At 45.3% G+C, this 660-nt stretch carries 1 pseudogene; it reads right to left on the reverse strand.

What is annotated here, in order from left to right:
* Window positions 1-527: pseudogene (locus R7O13_RS27705) on the reverse strand (imidazolonepropionase); the annotation flags it as partial.
* Between the last annotated feature and the right edge of the window lie 133 nt (window positions 528-660).

Here is a 660-nt window from a genome sequence, read left to right on the forward strand (position 1 = left end):
GTGATTTTGACTTTACGCTCTTGTTCTAAGGCTTTTGCAGCACGCAGCATTTTTAGTTCGTCTTTGAGCGTCAAGCCGTAGCCTGATTTTACTTCAACCGACGTAACCCCACTTGCTAACAAGCCATCTAAACGAGGCAACGCGAGCTCAATTAATTGCTCTTCAGTAGCTGCTCGAGTGGCCTTTACGCTGGAAAGGATACCGCCACCTTGCTTCGCTATTTCCTGATAAGGCACGCCGTTTAAGCGCATCTCAAATTCATTCGCGCGATTCCCCGCGTAAATTAAGTGGGTGTGGCAATCAATGAGTCCCGGCGTCAGAAGTTGACCTTGTAGGTCGATAGTTTGCGAATAGTGTTGAGGAGACAGAAGCGCTTCTATGTGAGGGCTGTCACTTCCAACTGGATGAGCACTGATAGCCGCGATTTTACCAGCTTGAATACCAACACGGGCTGGTGGCGTTGGTAAATAACCTGCTTCACCACGTTCCATGCTAACTAGTCGGGCATTCTCAATCAGCAAATCCATTCTCTCATTCCTACTTTGATTTGTATCTTTAAATGTATATACAAATAAATAGGTCAAAAAGAATGCGGTGACAAGCGTGATGTTGCTAAAATGTGATCAAAACGTAGTGAGAACGGCTATTTATATGCACCTA

The sequence above is a fragment of the Vibrio sp. Y176 genome (assembly GCF_033438945.1).